The 14100-nt window shown below is 58.5% G+C and carries 15 protein-coding genes; 3 read left to right on the top strand and 12 right to left on the bottom strand.

Going from position 1 to position 14100, the window contains the following annotated elements:
• The first annotated feature begins 111 nt into the window (after window positions 1-111).
• Window positions 112-687 (top strand): TetR/AcrR family transcriptional regulator, encoded by a 576-nt coding sequence (locus tag MHX65_RS01695; RefSeq protein ID WP_239268152.1) that lies wholly within the window; start codon window positions 112-114, stop codon window positions 685-687.
• 74 nt (window positions 688-761) lie between these two features.
• On the opposite strand, the gene MHX65_RS01700 is transcribed toward MHX65_RS01695, so the two are convergent.
• The 5 genes from MHX65_RS01700 to MHX65_RS01720 all read right to left on the bottom strand — a co-directional run bounded on the left by MHX65_RS01700 (window position 762) and on the right by MHX65_RS01720 (window position 5133).
• A complete protein-coding gene (locus tag MHX65_RS01700) occupies window positions 762-1916 on the bottom strand; it encodes an ATP-binding cassette domain-containing protein (protein WP_239268154.1) in 1155 nt (384 codons plus the stop codon).
• Window positions 1907-2599: an energy-coupling factor transporter transmembrane component T family protein gene (locus tag MHX65_RS01705; RefSeq protein WP_239268156.1), complete on the bottom strand. Its 693-nt coding sequence runs from the start codon at window positions 2597-2599 to the stop codon at window positions 1907-1909. The genes MHX65_RS01700 and MHX65_RS01705 overlap by 10 nt, the downstream gene beginning before the upstream one ends.
• A complete protein-coding gene (locus MHX65_RS01710; RefSeq protein ID WP_126319066.1) occupies window positions 2599-3345 on the bottom strand; it encodes an ECF transporter S component in 747 nt (248 codons plus the stop codon). The genes MHX65_RS01705 and MHX65_RS01710 overlap by 1 nt, the downstream gene beginning before the upstream one ends.
• A gap of 123 nt (window positions 3346-3468) precedes the next feature.
• A complete protein-coding gene (locus MHX65_RS01715; protein WP_239268158.1) occupies window positions 3469-4446 on the bottom strand; it encodes a nucleoside hydrolase in 978 nt (325 codons plus the stop codon).
• 18 nt (window positions 4447-4464) lie between these two features.
• The gene (locus MHX65_RS01720) at window positions 4465-5133 is read right to left on the bottom strand and encodes an NAD(P)H-binding protein (protein ID WP_239268160.1); all 669 of its coding nucleotides are present in this window, start codon (window positions 5131-5133) and stop codon (window positions 4465-4467) included.
• A 115-nt stretch (window positions 5134-5248) separates the two neighbouring features.
• On the opposite strand from MHX65_RS01720, the gene MHX65_RS01725 reads away from it, so the two are divergent.
• Both MHX65_RS01725 and MHX65_RS01730 read left to right on the top strand, forming a co-directional pair.
• Window positions 5249-5518, top strand: a complete 270-nt coding sequence (locus MHX65_RS01725; protein ID WP_239268162.1) for an ACT domain-containing protein — start codon at window positions 5249-5251, stop codon at window positions 5516-5518.
• 1 nt (window position 5519) lies between these two features.
• Window positions 5520-6884, top strand: coding sequence for a PFL family protein (locus MHX65_RS01730; protein WP_239268164.1), 1365 nt, complete (start codon window positions 5520-5522; stop codon window positions 6882-6884).
• Between the two features lie 59 nt (window positions 6885-6943).
• Here MHX65_RS01730 and MHX65_RS01735 read toward each other — a convergent pair whose 3' ends face one another.
• The 7 genes from MHX65_RS01735 to sufD all read right to left on the bottom strand — a co-directional run bounded on the left by MHX65_RS01735 (window position 6944) and on the right by sufD (window position 14096).
• Complete coding sequence (locus MHX65_RS01735) at window positions 6944-8272, bottom strand: DUF2254 domain-containing protein (RefSeq protein WP_239268166.1); 1329 nt, start codon at window positions 8270-8272, stop codon at window positions 6944-6946.
• Between the two features lie 5 nt (window positions 8273-8277).
• Window positions 8278-9909: an ABC-F family ATP-binding cassette domain-containing protein gene (locus MHX65_RS01740; protein WP_239268168.1), complete on the bottom strand. Its 1632-nt coding sequence runs from the start codon at window positions 9907-9909 to the stop codon at window positions 8278-8280.
• A 94-nt stretch (window positions 9910-10003) separates the two neighbouring features.
• Window positions 10004-10411 carry a metal-sulfur cluster assembly factor gene (locus MHX65_RS01745; protein ID WP_239268170.1) on the bottom strand — a complete coding sequence of 136 codons (408 nt, stop codon included), beginning with the start codon at window positions 10409-10411 and terminating at the stop codon, window positions 10004-10006.
• On the bottom strand, window positions 10412-10864 hold the full coding sequence (gene sufU, locus MHX65_RS01750; RefSeq protein WP_005279143.1) for a Fe-S cluster assembly sulfur transfer protein SufU: 453 nt from the start codon (window positions 10862-10864) through the stop codon (window positions 10412-10414).
• The gene (locus MHX65_RS01755; RefSeq protein WP_239268172.1) at window positions 10864-12108 is read right to left on the bottom strand and encodes a cysteine desulfurase; all 1245 of its coding nucleotides are present in this window, start codon (window positions 12106-12108) and stop codon (window positions 10864-10866) included. Before MHX65_RS01755 ends, sufU begins: the two co-directional genes overlap by 1 nt.
• Window positions 12109-12154: 46 nt before the next feature.
• Complete coding sequence (sufC, locus tag MHX65_RS01760) at window positions 12155-12913, bottom strand: Fe-S cluster assembly ATPase SufC (protein WP_005279139.1); 759 nt, start codon at window positions 12911-12913, stop codon at window positions 12155-12157.
• 28 nt (window positions 12914-12941) lie between these two features.
• Window positions 12942-14096 carry a Fe-S cluster assembly protein SufD gene (sufD, locus tag MHX65_RS01765; RefSeq protein WP_239268174.1) on the bottom strand — a complete coding sequence of 385 codons (1155 nt, stop codon included), beginning with the start codon at window positions 14094-14096 and terminating at the stop codon, window positions 12942-12944.
• Window positions 14097-14100 lie beyond the last annotated feature (4 nt).

Raw genomic sequence — 14100 nt, forward strand, 5'->3', positions numbered from 1 at the left:
TCTCCCGTAGAGGGCTCTGCGGCCCCGCGTTTTTTCATTGTCGTTCTATGTTCGTTTCAGAACATACTTAACTTGAAGCATTAATCATTCCTAAAAGGAGACGACCTCACCATGCCAATCGTGAGTGAATCTGAGTTAAATCGGCGCAGGCACGAAATTCTCGTCGGGGCTCGCCGGTGCTTTGCCGAACATGGCTATGAGGGCGCGACTGTCCGCCTCTTAGAACAAGCCACCGGGAAATCACGCGGCGCCATATTCCACCACTTTGGGGACAAGGAGTCCTTATTCCTCTCTTTAGCCCGCGAAGATGCCGCACGCCAGGCAGAAGTGGTGGCCAATAACGGCCTCGTCGAGGTTATGCGGGAGATGTTGCGTCACCCAGAACGCCACGATTGGCTTGCCACGCGTCTGGAGATCACTTCCCTCTTGCGCACGGACCCATCGTTTGCTGCTCGGTGGAAAGAACACCAGTCCATTCGTGACGAGGCTATCCGCGCCCGCCTCGCTTCCAACGCGGAACAAGGCCGCCTGCGAGACGATGTCGATATAGATACCCTGGTGAGCTATTTGGAAACCTTCATGGATGGGTTTATTAATAGGCTCGCCTTAGGGGATACGGATGGCCTGGAGCGTGTCCTCGATCTGGTGGAGCAATCCATTCGGAGTTCTAGGTCTCCACAGCGCTAACCACGCACCAGCCTTCGTCTCTCTTATCTTTAGCCGGAGCCGGAGGCGAAGGCGCCAGCTGAACGCAGACTCGGTTAGTTGGTACCTTCTGCCAAGCCGCCGGTATTGGAAAGTTCTACTTCCTGGACGCTGACATACTGCGCGATCTCTGCAACGAACCCTGGATCATGGCACGTAAGGACGATTGCCGTTCCTGAGTCCAGCGCCTTATGAATCAGTTGATGCATCAGCGCTCGATCCGTTAGTGACAGCAAGCTATCCGGCTCATCCATGAGTAGGATTGCGTGGCCCATCCCCACCACATGTGCCGTTTGAGCCAGCCTGAGCCGGGAAGCGGACAGATCCAATGGGTGCTCATCGGCATCAAGTTCCAGCAGCTGCCGTAACGCGGTATCGGGAACAAAATCCCCCAAAGTGGAATATATTACCTGGTCATAAGGAGATTGGAGGACCAATCCCCGGGGCTCAGCTGGGCGCTGTGCCCCGTCGAGGCCGGCTGCGGCGCGCAGGAGCGACGTTTTTCCAGTACCGTTTGCCCCGCGCAACCAGGTCACGCCCCCGCCGCGAATGGGGATGGTTACCGGTCCGACGCTAAAGGTATTGCCGGAAGGCTTCGCCGATTGCCACCACCGCTTCTTTTCTTGTCCGCGGCGCGCAGTAAGCGGACCGAGAGATCCCCGGGACCCATAAGAAGAAATCGCGTCTAAGCTTACTGGGGCAGGTTGTGGGATCTCTCCTACGACCTCCCCGCCCAATTCGGGCCAGTGCATGGATGACACGGCAAGAACGCAGGTATTTCGCAGCGAATGCAATAGCTGCACCATCATCGCCAACGATGTGGGGTCAAGCCCCGCGCTCGGCTCGCACATAATGAGCACCTCGGGCTCGCGGATCGCAACGCACGCAGCAGCGAGCCTCCGCGTCTGACCGCCAGAAAGCTGGGTGGGGTTTTTCTCCGCGTAATCGCTTAGGCCCACCGCCGCGAGCATTTCCTCTCCGCGTATCTGCATGCGGGCTGGGTCCTCACCCTGGTTTTCTAATCCTAGGACCACTTCTTCGATGCAGGTATCGCGCAGGTAGCTGATCTGCGCGGAGGAGTCAGTACCAATGATGGCGGATGATGAGAATTTTTCGCCCAGCTCTTGCGCCACGTTTTCGGCGATGGCATCCGAAGGAACAAGTACTTGGATGATGCGTCCCTTACTCGGCTGAATATCGTCTATATCCATACAAAGACCATGACTCCTATGGTTCCAATGGGAACGATGTAGCGTAGCACGCGGGACACTGCTGAATCCGGTACCGGCCGCAAAAGGGTCCTAGTTCCCTCTTCATCAAAGCCCACGGCGGCAAGGGCGTGGCCGCGCTCGGTGCCTTGGATCAGGAGGCGCGAAATTACTGGGATGACCACCCGGGAAATGGTATTCCGCCACGTCACCTTGATTCCTGCCAGCTGATTGGCATCGCGGACGGTCCGCCAGGCTTGCGCACCTTGCGGTAAAGACTGCAGTGAAGCACCAACGATATAGGCAATTTTGTGCCCAGCGCGCGAGACTTGTAGCCATTTCGCAATATCGGATATCCGCAGCACGGACATCGCCACGATGAAGCACACCATGAGCGCGAAAAAGCGCAGGGCTAGTGTGGCGGCGATGAGCAGGCCATCGCTTGTAATAAGCGGAATCAGCTGGTTATCGCCATAGGGGGCGTGGATCACCAACATCGATAAGGCCACCGGAACACAGAGCGCTGCAGAGGCCAAGACGATCGCAAGGGATCTCGTGGCCCACACGCCATAGGCAAGCATTGCGCCAGCTACCACTGCAGAGACTAGTGGGCTATTGAGAGCGAGGATAAGTAGCCAACCGCACGCAGCAATGGTGAGGACCGTCGACGGGTGAAGGCGATACATTAGCGAGGCTGCAAGGATTCCCGGGTGCGCTTAGGCAAGGATTTCACGGCAGCCCACACGATGAGGAAGACGACTGCCTTATCCAGTGGGTCGGAGATAAGTGATTGCATCGTGACGGACGCAATCAAGGAGTTGCCGAGTTCGCGGAAGAGGGACGTGAGCGCGCCGGTACCGACACCAGCCGTACCGCCGTAGACGAACGCGGCCACGGGTGCGGCGAGCATGCCGCAGATGATGCCGATGATGGCACCGCTGACGATGACCTTCCAGATCTTGCTAAAAGCGCCCTTTTGGATGGCCCAGCCGGAAAGGAAGCCGGTAGCCGCGGAAACGGCGGCGAATGGGAGTGCCATCGGGTTGAGCAATCCCCAGACCACTGAAGACAGTGTACCGGTAGCAAGCCCGGCAATGGGGCCTGCCAGTGCCGCCACCAGGATGGTTCCCACGGAGTCGATATACAGTGGAATACCGCTCGAACCGATGATTTGGCCCACCACGATGTTGAGAACCAACGCGATGGGAATAATGGCGATGGTACGAGCCGGCAGGGACGGCACGGTGCCGGCGAGCAACAAGGCCGCACCGATGAGGTAGCCGGCCAGGGTGATCAAGGCTTCGGCGGAGCCCGCTACGGACTCCCAATCAGTTGGGCGGAAAAGCACCAAGTAGATCCACGTGGCGACGACGAGCGCGGCGCCCGCGATGACCATCCCCCGGCGGGCAGGGGTAAGAGAAAGCTGAGGCATAGAGGTATTCCTAATCCATCAATGTGAAAAAGAGATTGGGGCACACTGCTCTTGTAGTCCCAGCCTATGTCACCTCAGCGTAGGAAAAATGTGGCGTATGCGCTGCGGATTAGGGTAAAAGATTTATTCGCCTAGAGCAACACGCGCGCCCAAGATGCGCAGCGCCCTGTCGAACTCGCGGTGAGCAGCTGGAATATCCGCGCTGGTCACCAGAGAGGCATTAGTTGGCCGGCCCCAATGGTTGCGGAGGTCCGCGACGCTGGTACCGCGCATCAGCGCAGAATCCGCTTCCACGTCTATGGTCGTATCCACAGCCTCAAACGGCACCTTCTTAAGCGCAATGATGCAGGTCAGAAGGTCATGGATCTGGGCTTGGTAGCCTTCTTCTTGCACTTGATGGAACTCGAAGTAAAACCGCAGGATCTCCGGCAATTTTTCCGTCATCGGGTGTGTACCAAGAAGCCCCTGAATTTCTGCCAAGCGCTCTGGGGTGATAAGAAATTGCTCGGTGACCTCGAGCGAGCACAGCGTACTGTGCAATTCTGCTGAGGCTGAAAAATGACGTGCTGCCGCGTGGGGATCTACCCAGAAATTCCACTCCGCGGTCGGGGTCGTATTGCCGCGGTAATTAACGGCACCGCCCATGATGGTAATCGAGCCGCACTGCGCAACGGCATCGCCATGCTCCCGCTCGAAGTCTGCCAAATTAGTTACCGGCCCGGTGACGATGAGGTGTAGCCCCGGGTTGCGGGCAATGGCGCTCGACCACAACTCCTGCCACTGAATATCGGCGAAATCGTGATCGGGCGCGGAAAGATAACCCAAGCCGGACTCACCGTGGGTTTCAGGTGTCGTGGTCAGCTCTACTTCGAGCGGAGCCGGCCGCCCTGAGGCGACGGGAACCTCCGGCAATCCACAAAGGTCCAAAATCCACCGTGCATTGGCGGCTGTCTGTTGGACCGCGACGTTTCCAGCAGTCGTGCTCACGCCCACTAATTCGATCTCGCCCGCGTGATGCAGCCCCGCTAAGTACATTAGGGCGAGACAGTCATCAATCCCTGGATCGCAGTCGAGCAAGACGGCTGGGCGCGAAACACTCATTGATAGTCTGGCTGACTATTAATTAATGGAGCTTACTGGCTTGTCGCCGTCAACGAATACGACTGGAGAGCCCGGAAGCTCCTCGCGGCCCAGTACCTCTACGATGACGTCTGCCACCAGGTCACGAGACGAGGTCTGACCTTCTTGCAGCATCTTGTCCTCAACAAATTCCAGCCCCTGCGCAGGCTCCTCCGTCAGGCCAGCGGGCTTCAGGATGATGTGCGGGATAGAGCTATCGGCTAAGCGGTTGTCCACTTCCTTCTTGGATTCCACGTAGGCGTACCACTTTTCATCGGCTGGATCGGTCGTCGCAACCTGGGAGCCGACATAAGAAATCATGACGAACTGAGGAACGTCTTTGCCCAGCTTTTCTAGGGCCTCGATGGCGGCCAAAGCACCGTCGCGGTCGACGGCCCACGTCAGTTCCGCGCCGCCACGGCCGCCGTTTCCGGCACCCCATACAACTGCGTCATAATCTGCGAATAGTTCGGCCCATTGGTCAACGGACTGCTCGGTAATATCTGCAATAACCGGCGTAGCGTTGGCCTGCTCGATATCGGCCTTTTGCTCTGGGTTACGGATAAGCGAGTGAACCTCGTGGCCAGCTTCCGCTAATTTTGGAGCCGCCAGCAGGCCAACCTTGCCGTGTCCACCGATGTACAAAACCTTTTTCTTAGTATCAGCCATAGCGCCCAATGGTAACAGCGCGATTTTTATGCTGCAGCGGTTCTTTTCAGCGGTGCCAGAACATGCCGCGACCGCGGTGCGAGCGTTACACACCGAACCAGATAGAATACTGACTATGTATGCCATTATGACCGTTACCGGTGCCGATAGCACCGGAATCATTGCCGCAGTGACCACGACCCTTGCTGAACTGGACATCAACGTCGTTGACGTCTCGCAGACCTTGATGGGTGACTACTTCACCATGATCCTCCGCGTCGAATTCGATGCGGATGCCGTATCCATCCAGACCATCAAGGAGCGGATGCGCCCGGTTGCGGAGGAAAAGCAGCAATCCATCCGCATTCAGTCCGAAGACCTCTTTACCGCCATGAACGAGATTTAACATGAGCACGCGTTTTAATACCACCAATATCTTGGACACCATCGAGATGATCGAAAACTATCGTCTCGATATCCGTACCGTGACGATGGGCATTTCCCTGCTGGGATGTACGCGCTCGACCATGGAGGCAACCTGCCAGGCCATCTATGACCGCGTAACGCAGCAAGCAGGCCGCTTGGTTGAGGTATGCGAGGGCATCGAAGGTGAGCTCGGCATCCCGATCGTCAACAAGCGCATCTCCGTCACCCCCATTTCCCTCGTTGTAGCAGGCTTGGACGGCAACCCCGTCGATGCCGCGCAGGCGCTGGATAAGGCCGCGAAGGAGGTGGGCGTTAACTTCGTCGGCGGCTACTCTGCGCTGGTAGAAAAGGGCGCGACGAGCGCAGAGCAAAAACTCATTTCCTCCATCCCCGAAGCCTTGGCCGAGACAGACGTAGTGTGCTCCTCGGTCAATATCGCCAGCTCCCGCGCCGGCATCAACATGGATGCGACGAAGCAAATGGGCGAGGTCATCAAGGAAGCCGCTGAGCTGACCAAGGATGATTCCGCAATCGCCTGCGCCAAGCTCGTCGTCTTTGCCAACTCCGTGGGCGATAACCCGTTTATGGCCGGTGCCTTCCACGGCATCGAGGAGCCTGACTGCGTCGTCTCCGTTGGCGTCTCCGGCCCCGGCGTGGTGGACCGCGCCCTCGGCTCCTTGGAAGGCGCAAGCCTGGATCAGGTGGCTGAGGAAGTGAAGAAGGCAGCCTTCAAGATCACCCGCGCCGGGCAGCTCGTGGGCAATATGGCCTCCGAGCGCCTCGGCGTTCCCTTCGGCATCATTGACCTCTCCTTGGCCCCCACGGCAGAACTCGGCGACTCCGTGGCGCACATCCTCGAGCACATGGGCCTCGATCAGGTGGGCACGCACGGCACGACGGCGGCATTGGCGCTGCTTAACGATGCCGTCAAGAAGGGCGGCATGATGGCATGCTCGCGCGTGGGCGGCTTGTCCGGTTCTTTCATCCCCGTCTCTGAGGACAGGGGCATGATCGATGCCGTAAAGTCCGGCTCCATTTCCATGGACAAGTTGGAGGCCATGACCGCCATCTGCTCGGTAGGCTTTGACATGATCGCACTCCCCGGCGATACCTCTGCGGCCACGATTTCCGGCATGATTGCGGATGAAGCCGCAATCGGCGTGATGAACCATAAGACCACCGCCGTGCGCGTCATTCCGGTACCTGGTGCCAAGGTGGGCGACGAGGTCAGCTTCGGTGGGCTTTTGGGCTATGCACCGATCATCCCGGTCAATCAGGTGGGCAATTCGCAGTTCATCAACCGCGGCGGCTTCATCCCTGCACCGGTACACGGTTTCCGCAACTAGGTGTCGAGTACTCCACGCCTAGGGGGAAGCGCGCCTAGGACAAGCGCGCCAAGCTCCTCTTAGGACTCGGAGTCTTCATTCTCTTCGCCCGGCTTCTCGGATTCTTCCCACCGGGCGAGGTTTGCTTTGAAGTGCTGAAAAGAATCTTCTAACTGGCGCAATTCCACCTCGCCGCCGACCTGGCGGCCGGCATCGGAGTAGATGGCCTCCGCTGCTTCATCTAGGACATTGCGGCGCTCCACGGTGCGCAGCAGCGCGACCGCCTTGGCTAGGTTGTTGAGCAGGCTGAGGTAGATTTCGGCGTTATCGGCCGCATCGCGGCGGATTTGGGTGAACATCGCCTCAATGATCTGTTCGTAGCTAAAGGTTTGATAGTCCAAGCGGAACTCGCCATCGATATGCATGATCCCTTGCGGCAAGCGCTTGTCCCCAATGACCACCAAGATTTGCGTGAAGCGGTCAATGATGTCGATGACCGTATAAGGGTCATTGACGCCGGTGCTTAAAGCGCGGGCGGCAATCTCCGCGAGGTGCCGGGCCGTAAACCGCGGGTCGTGCGCGGAGGCATCCTCACGGTGCTGCGTGACCACGATGTGCTTTTCAATGTTTTCCGGCATGTGCGGCACGCCGTGGGCGATGACCTCTCCTTCAAGCACGAGATCGCCGGGGGCCACACCTAAGTGAACCGCGCAATCTTCTTCGGCCGCCGCTTGGGCAATGGACTCGTAGTCCACGAATTTCAGGTAGCCCGTTTGAGAGCTGCGGGTTGCGTCAGCGGATTCATAGAAATCCGAACCTGGTGCCTTGGAGACCTTCTCTTCCTCGCCACGCTCAATGAGGCGCCGCATGTGCTCTTCCACGTCTTGGGCCACCACGTGCACCACGTGAGACATGCTGATGGACTGCGCGATGTGGACGATGAAATAAATCAAAAAGACCACGCAAATTAGCGCCAAGGCAATGTCGACTGCGACATTCAGCGAGGGAACGTGTTCTTGCTTGCCTTCACCACCGGCGCGCACGGCACGCAGAGAGAGCAGCGAATAGGTAAAGGTCGCCAGGTAGATCCCCAGCGTGGACTGGATGGAGCGGTCCTTCAAAAATTCGTGCAATAGGCGCGGCCCCATCACCGTCACCACTCCGGAAAGCGCGGTCAGGGTGATAAAGAACAGGGTTCCGGCCAGGGACAGCGTGGCGGTGGCCACGGCGGTGAGCAGGCCTTGGGCGCTTTCCGCGCTACCGTCATAGAGCCGAGAGAGCGCCAGGTCGAAGTTGCGATCGAGTGCGAGCATGCCTTCGGCCGCCACGACGGCCACCGCCACTGCAACCGCGGGAATGACCCAAAACTTATCCCGCCAGGCGGGCATCCTCTCGATCAGCGTTTTCATCAGGCTTAAGCCAGCTCGACGATTTCCATGTACTCATCGGACCACAGGTCTTCATCGCCATCTGGCATGATGATCACCCGCTCAGGGTCGAGCGCCTTCACCGCGCCCGGATCGTGGGTAACCAAGACCACCGCGCCCGTGTAGGTATTAAGCGCGTCGAGCACCTGCTCGCGAGAGATGGGGTCGAGGTTGTTGGTCGGCTCATCGAGAAGCAGCACGTTCGCGCGGCTGGAGACCAACGTAGCCAGGGACAGGCGGGTTTTCTCACCGCCAGACAGAGTTCCGGCAGGCTGTTGCAGTTTATCGCCGGAAAACATAAACGCTCCCAGCAGCCCGCGCAGCTCTTGCTGGTCCGCATTGGGGCAGGCCTCAATGGTGTTTTCCCATACGCTCTTATCCGGGTGGATACTGTCGTGCTCCTGCGCAAAGTAGCCAATGCGCAATCCGTGGCCACTGACGATGCCACCCTCACCATCGGTGCGCTCCTCCCCCGCCAAGAGCTTGAGCAAGGTCGTCTTACCGGCACCGTTATACCCCAGGACAACGACCCTGGAGCCCTTATCGATGGCCAGGTCCACACCCGCGAACACCTCCAACGAACCGTACATCTTGGTCAAGCCTTTGGCGTTCATGGGCGTCTTGCCGCACGGGGCGGGCTCGGGGAATTTAATATTGGCTACCTTATCCGCAACGCGCACCTCATCGAGGTCATTCATCATGCGCTCGGCGCGGTTCAGCATCTGCTTCGCCGCAGATGCCTTGGTGGCCTTAGCACCCAATTTGGCGGCCTGCTTTTGCAGCGCGGAGGCCTTCTTTTCGGCATTCGCGCGCTCGCGGCGCCGGCGTGCCTCATCTGTAGCACGGGCATCGAGATACTTCTTATAACCCATGTTGTAGACATCCGCCTCGCCGCGCACCGCGTCGAGGAACCAGACCTTATTACACACGGCCTCGAGCAACTCGACGTCGTGGGAAATCATGACCAGTCCGCCCTCATGCTTGGACAGGAACTGGCGGAGCCAGACGATGGAATCCGCATCTAGGTGGTTGGTCGGCTCATCGAGGAGCAACGTGGTCTGGGATTTACCCGAGCCTTCGCTGGCTGCAAAAAGGATCTGTGCCAGCTCCACGCGGCGGCGTTGGCCACCCGATAGCGTCTTGAGTTTTTGATCCAAAACGCGCTGAGGCAAGCCTAGGTTATCGCAGATTTGGGCGCACTCGGAATCAGCCTCATAGCCGCCCAAGGAGTCGAATTGCTCTTCCAACCGGGAGTATTTACGGATGGCCTTATCGCGGAACTTCTCATCCGTGGCCGTTTCCATCAGCTCTTGTTGCTTGGCCATCCGCCGCTTAATATCATCCAGCCCGCGGGCAGAAAGCACGCGCTCGCGCGCGGTTTGCTCGATATTGCCTTCGCGCGAATCCTGCGGAAGGTAACCAATCGGGCCCAAACGAGAGACAGTACCGCCATAAGGCTCGGTCTCGCCTGCCAGGATGCGCATGGTCGTGGTCTTTCCCGCACCATTGCGGCCCACTAGCCCGATGCGGTCGCCGGGCTGGACGCGGAGGTGCTGTCCGGGGGCATCGAGAAGCGTGCGGGCGCCTACGCGTACCTCAAAATCATTGGTCACAATCACGACAAGCCAGTCTAGCAACCAAAGGCCAAGGCACTAATTCGCGCAAAAAAGGCGGCGGTAAAACTACCGCCGCCTTTTAGACATTCCGTGGTGATTAAACCGCAAAGCCCAGAGCTTGGAGCTGCTCACGGCCTTCTTCGGAAATCATGTGTGGGCCCCACGGTGGCATCCAGACCCAGTTGATACGCACGCCATCGGCAAGCTTCTTGCCGGTAACAATGTCCTCAACCTGTTCCGCAATGACGTCGGTCAAAGGGCAGGCCGGCGAGGTCAACGTCATGTTGATCATGGCAAGCTCTTTGCCGTCCTTTTCTTCCAGCCACAGGTCATAGACCAAGCCCAAGTCAACGACGTTGATGCCGAGCTCCGGGTCGATGACATCGCGCATGAACTCGGTGATGTCAAAGGCCTTCGACAGCTGTTCTTCCGTCTGCTCTGGCCGCTCACCGCCTGCGCTGAAGGACGAATTCTCGTTCTGGTAAGGATCTACGGGATCGGTCATTTACTTCTCCACTTCATTGAGCGCATCTGCGGTGGCGGCCTGAAAAGCCTTCCACCCTAGCAGCGCGCATTTAACTCGTGCCGGGTATTGAGAAACACCTGCAAAGGCAACACCATCGCCGATGATGTCCTCATCGCCCTCGTCCTGGCCACGGGAGGTGACCATCTTTTCAAACTCGGCAAGCTTTTTATTGGCTTCCTCCAAGGGCAAGCCGACGATCTCTTCCGCCATGACGGACGTCGATGCCTGCGAGATGGAACAACCTTCGGCGTCGTAGGACACATCTTCAACGGTCTTGCCGTCCGCGGAAAGGTTGACGCGCAACGTGAGCTCATCGCCGCACGAGGGGTTCACGTGGTGAACCTCTGCCTGGAACGGCTCGCGCAACCCCGCGTGTTGCGGATTTTTATAGTGATCCAAGATCACGTCTTGGTACATCGAATCTAGATTCATTAGGCAACTCCAAAGAAATCGCGGGCGGCCTTAATGGCTTCTACCAGCTTATCTACTTCGGCTTCCGTGTTGTACAGGTAAAAGCTAGCGCGCGCGGTCGATTGCGCACCGCAGGCGCGGTGCAGCGGCCACGCGCAGTGGTGGCCTACTCGAATGGAAACGCCTTGGTCATCCAGAACCTGACCCAGATCGTGCGGGTGCACGCCCTCCACGGTAAAGGAGATGGCCGCGCCGCGGTTCTCGGCCGTTTCTGGGCCGATGATGCGCAGGCCCGGAATCTCACGAAGCTGTTCCAAGGCATAAGCGGTGAGCTTTTGCTCGTGGGCATGGATATTATCCATCCCCACCTCCTCGAGGAACTTCACCGCGGCGCCGAGGCCGACGACCTGGCTGGTCATCTGCGTTCCCGCCTCAAATCGCGTGGGCGGTTCCGCGAAGGTGGTTCCTTCCATCTTCACTACCTCGATCATGGAGCCACCCGTGAGGAACGGGGGAAGCTTGCGCAGCAATTCGTCCTTGCCGTAGAGCACGCCCACGCCATTCGGGCCACACATCTTGTGGCCCGAGAATGCGGCGAAATCCACATCCAAGGCATGGAAATCTACCGGCATGTGCGGGACGGACTGGCAGGCATCGAGCACCACCATGGCATCGACCGCACGGGCACGGCGCACCATTTCCTCGACATCGGATACAGCGCCAGTCACATTGGACTGATGAGTAAACGCAACAACCTTGACGGATTCATCAAGCTCGAGCGAATCCAAGTCGATGCGGCCATCGTCAGTCAACGAGTACCACTTCAAGGTGGCACCGGTGCGCTCACAGAGCTGTTGCCAAGGCACGAGGTTGGCGTGGTGCTCAAGCTCCGTGATGACGACGGTATCGCCTTCTCCTACGTACAGCTCGCCCGCGCGCTCATCGGAAAGCGTATAGGCAACCTCATTGAGCGCCTCGGTGGCGTTTTTGGTAAAGGCAATCTCATCGCGGTCCGCACCAACGAAGGCCGCGATGGCCTGCCGGGCCGACTCATAAGCGTTATCCGCCTCTTCAGCCAACTGGTAAGAGCCGCGGTGGACGGGGGCGTTGGTATGGAGAACGAACTCCTCCTCTGCCTTCCACACCGGCAACGGGCGCTGGGAGGTAGCCCCCGAATCCAAGTACACCAGCGGCTTATCGCCGCGCACGGTGCGCTGCAGGATTGGGAACTGCTCCCTAATTGCGTTTACATCAAATCCAGACATAAAACTTCTTCGATTCATCGAGGATGAACCAGCACTGGGCTGGTCTTTACTGCAGGAACTGGTCGTAGCCGTCAGACTCAAGCTGGTCTGCCAGCTCGGCCCCGCCGGTCTTCACAACCTGGCCGTTAGCGAATACGTGCACGAAATCCGGCTGCACGTAGTTCAGGATGCGCTTGTAGTGGGTAATCATCAAGATGCCGCCATTGGTGTCATCCTGGTAGCGGTTGATGCCATCAGAAACGATGCGCAGCGCGTCAACGTCCAAGCCGGAGTCGGTCTCATCCATGACCGCGAACTTGGGCTTTAGGATGTCCAGCTGCATGACCTCGTGGCGCTTCTTCTCGCCACCGGAAAAGCCCTCGTTGACGGAGCGGGAGATGAAGGACTTATCAATCTTCAGGTTCTCGCGAGCCTCAGTAAGTTCCTTATTCCACTCGCGCAGCTTGGGGGCCTCGCCGCGGATGGAGGTCACGGCGGAGCGCATGAACTGCGATACCTTTACGCCCGGCACCTCGGTTGGGTACTGCATGGCCAAAAATAGGCCGGCGCGAGCGCGCTCGTCGACGGGCATGTCGAGGAGGTTTTCGCCATCGAGAAGCACCTCGCCCTCGGTGACCTCGTACTTCGGGTGACCAGCAATGGTGTAGGACAAGGTGGACTTGCCGGAGCCGTTAGGACCCATGATGGCGTGGATCTCGCCGGAGTTAATGGTGAGGTTGACGCCCTTGAGGATTTCCTTGGGCTCGCCGTTTTCTTCGTTCGGCAGAACCTGGGCGTGGAGATTCTTAATTTCCAGAGTAGACATAGTGTGTGGGTTTCCTTCTGTAAGTGCGTTAAGCGGAGATCTTTTCCAGTTCTTCGGAAATGCGGTTTTCCAGTTCCTCGGACAGGGATTGCACCGGGATGCGGTGGATGACCTCATTGAAGAAGCCACGAATGATGAGGCGACGAGCCTCTGCCTCCGGAATGCCGCGCGACATCAGGTAGAACAGCTCAATATCGTCAAAGCGTCCAACCGTTGCGGCGTGGCCGGCGCCGGTGATTTCACCGGTCTCAATCTCCAGGTTCGGGATAGCGTCAGCGCGCGCACCGTCCGTAAGGATGAGGTTATTATTCGTCTCATAGGTATCGGTGCCCTGTGCGTTGGAGCGGATAAGCACGTCTCCTACCCAGCAGGTACGAGCCTCGTTTTTCTTCTCACCCTGCAATGCGCCTTTGTACAGGACATTGGAGCGGCAATTCGGAACCGAGTGATCCACGAGCATGCGGTTTTCGAAGTACTGACCAGAATCGGCGAAGTACACGCCCAGCAACTCAGCGTCGCCGCCGGGAGCGGTGAAGTTCACGCGCGGGACAATGCGCACGACCTCGCCGCCGAAGATGGCGCAGTTATGGCGCAGCACGGCATCGCGCCCCACCTGTGCTACCTGGTTAGACAAGTGGACAGCATCGTTTTCCCAGTCGACGTCCACGATGACGGTCAGGTGTGCGCCATCGCCAAGGATGAACTCCACGTTATCCGCGTGGGTGCCGGAACCAACGTACTTCAGCACAACGGTGGCTTCTGCATGGTGACCGACCTCGATGGAGGTGGCACCGAAAGAGGTCACGTCCTCGCCCTTGCCCGTATAGGTAATGGTGATGGGATCTTCCACCTGCACCTCAGGGTCAATGGCTACCACTTGACCCTCGGGCATGGAGGTCCATGCCTGGGCGGCCACGCGGTCAGAAGGCTTGCCCACGCGGCCAAGACGCTCATCGTCACGGTCTACAGTCTCCGCAGAAACGCCTGGGTGCTCGCTTACCTTGACGTCCTGGGCAACCGCTTGAGCAAACTCCCCGTTGTGCAGGCCCCGCAGCTTGCGCAGGGAAACAAAGCGCCAGACCTCATCGCGGCCGTGCGGTACCGGGAAATCCTCCACGTTGGTAGAGGTAAAGACGTCACCCTTGGTGATCTTATCCGGATTGAATTCGTTCGAAGCGACCATTTCT

The organism is Corynebacterium sp. ACRPS, from assembly GCF_022346005.1.
In the GTDB taxonomy this organism is placed as follows: domain Bacteria; phylum Actinomycetota; class Actinomycetes; order Mycobacteriales; family Mycobacteriaceae; genus Corynebacterium.

Coding starts and splice junctions, on each gene's coding strand:
- sufC (WP_005279139.1), bottom strand. CDS start 12,913: ATGTCTACTCTGGAAATTAAGAATCTCCACGCCCAGGTTCTGCCGAAC.
- MHX65_RS01710 (WP_126319066.1), bottom strand. CDS start 3,345: ATGCCTCAGCTTTCTCTTACCCCTGCCCGCCGGGGGATGGTCATCGCG.
- MHX65_RS01705 (WP_239268156.1), bottom strand. CDS start 2,599: ATGTATCGCCTTCACCCGTCGACGGTCCTCACCATTGCTGCGTGCGGT.
- MHX65_RS01700 (WP_239268154.1), bottom strand. CDS start 1,916: ATGGATATAGACGATATTCAGCCGAGTAAGGGACGCATCATCCAAGTA.
- MHX65_RS01735 (WP_239268166.1), bottom strand. CDS start 8,272: ATGAAAACGCTGATCGAGAGGATGCCCGCCTGGCGGGATAAGTTTTGG.
- MHX65_RS01730 (WP_239268164.1), top strand. CDS start 5,520: ATGAGCACGCGTTTTAATACCACCAATATCTTGGACACCATCGAGATG.
- MHX65_RS01695 (WP_239268152.1), top strand. CDS start 112: ATGCCAATCGTGAGTGAATCTGAGTTAAATCGGCGCAGGCACGAAATT.
- MHX65_RS01755 (WP_239268172.1), bottom strand. CDS start 12,108: ATGTCTGGATTTGATGTAAACGCAATTAGGGAGCAGTTCCCAATCCTG.
- MHX65_RS01725 (WP_239268162.1), top strand. CDS start 5,249: ATGTATGCCATTATGACCGTTACCGGTGCCGATAGCACCGGAATCATT.
- sufD (WP_239268174.1), bottom strand. CDS start 14,096: ATGGTCGCTTCGAACGAATTCAATCCGGATAAGATCACCAAGGGTGAC.
- sufU (WP_005279143.1), bottom strand. CDS start 10,864: ATGAATCTAGATTCGATGTACCAAGACGTGATCTTGGATCACTATAAA.
- MHX65_RS01715 (WP_239268158.1), bottom strand. CDS start 4,446: ATGAGTGTTTCGCGCCCAGCCGTCTTGCTCGACTGCGATCCAGGGATT.
- MHX65_RS01745 (WP_239268170.1), bottom strand. CDS start 10,411: ATGACCGATCCCGTAGATCCTTACCAGAACGAGAATTCGTCCTTCAGC.
- MHX65_RS01720 (WP_239268160.1), bottom strand. CDS start 5,133: ATGGCTGATACTAAGAAAAAGGTTTTGTACATCGGTGGACACGGCAAG.